The 1,909-nt window shown below is 70.2% G+C and carries 2 protein-coding genes; both read left to right on the top strand.

Translation table 11 applies throughout. The features are described from left to right. Positions 1-606: urease subunit gamma/beta (locus tag ACFWZ2_RS43580; RefSeq protein WP_384555352.1), on the top strand; the 606-nt coding region annotated here is incomplete at its 5' end. Next, a partial coding sequence (locus ACFWZ2_RS43575) for an urease subunit alpha (protein WP_384555351.1) occupies positions 603-1,909 on the top strand: 1,307 nt, incomplete at its 3' end. The genes ACFWZ2_RS43580 and ACFWZ2_RS43575, both read left to right, overlap by 4 nt.

Below are 1,909 nucleotides of genomic sequence, written 5' to 3'. Positions count from 1 at the left end.
CTCCGGCTCAATGTGCCCGAGGCGACGGCGTTGATCGCGGATGCGGTGTGTGAGGCGGCGCGGGATGGTGCTCGGCTGGCTGAGGCCATTGAGCGTGCCCGCTCGGTTCTGGGTCCTGAGGATGTGCTGCCGGGTGTTGCGGATGTGGTGACCGAGGTGCATGTGGAGGCCGTCTTTGATGACGGGTCGCGGCTTGCGGTGGTGTCCGGGCCGATCGGGGCGGGGCTTGGGGATGCGGCGCCGGGGGCGTTGCTGCCCGGGCCCGCGCATGCGGAGCCCGCGCCCGTCCGGACGCTGACGGTGTGCAACACCGCGTCGGTGCCGGTGTCGGTGACCTCGCACTTCCATTTCTTCGAGGCCAATCCGCGGCTGGATTTTGACCGGGCGGCCGCGTATGGCATGCGGCTTGCGGTGCCTGCGGGGTCTTCTGTGCGGTTCGGGCCGGGGGAGCGGGTGGAGGTCGGGCTGCTGCCGATCGGTGGTGAGCGGGTCGCGATCGGTTTCGCGGGCCTGGTGGACGGTCCGCTGGATGCGCCGGGGGCGCGGGAGGAGGCCCTGCGTCGGGCCGCCGCCTGCGGCTATCTGGGAGCGGAGGAGCAGCGGTGAATCCCTATGAGTACGCGGCCACGCATGGTCCGCGCGCCGGTGACCGTGTCCGGCTGGGTGACTCCGGGCTGACGGTGCGGGTCGAGTCCGATTCCCAGCGGCACGGCGAGGAGTTCCTTGCCGGGTTCGGCAAGACGGCTCGTGACGGGCTGCATCTGAAGGCCGCCGCGGTCCGTGAGACGTGTGACGTGGTGATCAGCAATGTGGTCGTGATCGATGCGGTGCAGGGCATCCGCAAGGTGTCCATCGGGATCCGGGAGGGCCGCATCCATGCGATCGGGCGGGCGGGGAATCCCGACACCCTGGACGGCGTCGACGTGGTCGTCGGCACCGGCACGTCCATCGTGTCGGGGGAGGGGCTCATCGCCACCGCCGGGTCCGTGGACACACACGTCCACCTGCTCTCGCCCCGGATCATGGAGGCGTCCCTCGCGTCCGGCGTGACCACGATCATCGGCCAGGAGTTCGGGCCGGTGTGGGGTGTCGGCGTCAACTCGCCCTGGGCGCTGCGTCACGCGTTCAACGCCTTCGACGCCTGGCCGGTCAACATCGGTTTCCTGGGCCGGGGTTCGTCCTCGCGCGACGCCCCGCTGATCGAGGCGCTCGCCGAGGGCGGCGCGTCCGGCTTCAAGGTGCACGAGGACATGGGTGCGCACACCCGGGCGCTGGACACGGCGTTGCGGGTCGCCGAGGAGCACGACGTCCAAGTGGCCCTGCACAGTGACGGGTTGAATGAGTGCCTGTCGGTCGAGGACACCCTCAAGGTGTTGGAGGGGCGGACGATTCACGCCTTCCACATCGAGGGCTGCGGCGGCGGTCACGTGCCGAACGTGCTGAAGATGGCGGGCGTGCCGAACGTGATCGGCTCCTCCACCAACCCGACTCTGCCCTTTGGGCGGGACGCGGTCGCCGAGCACTACGGGATGATCGTCTCGGTCCATGACCTGAAGACCGACCTGCCGGGTGATGCGGCGATGGCCCGGGACCGGATCCGCGCCGGGACGATGGGCGCCGAGGACGTGCTGCACGACCTGGGGGCGATCGGCATCACCTCGTCGGACGCGCAGGGCATGGGGCGGGCGGGCGAGACGGTGCGCCGTACGTTCGCGATGGCCGGGAAGATGAAGGCCGAGCTGGGGCCGCTGGAGGGCGACGGGGAGCGCGACGACAACGCGCGTGTCCTGCGCTACATCGCCAAGCTGACCATCAACCCCGCCCTCGCCCACGGCCTGGCCCACGAAGTCGGCTCCATCGAGATCGGCAAGCTCGCCGACATCGTGCTCTGGCGGCCCGAGTTCTTCGG

The organism is Streptomyces sp. NPDC059002 (assembly GCF_042740435.1).
GTDB lineage: Bacteria > Actinomycetota > Actinomycetes > Streptomycetales > Streptomycetaceae > Streptomyces.
The sequence above is the reverse complement of the archived record's forward strand: the minus strand, read 5'-3'. Positions and strand labels throughout refer to the sequence as shown.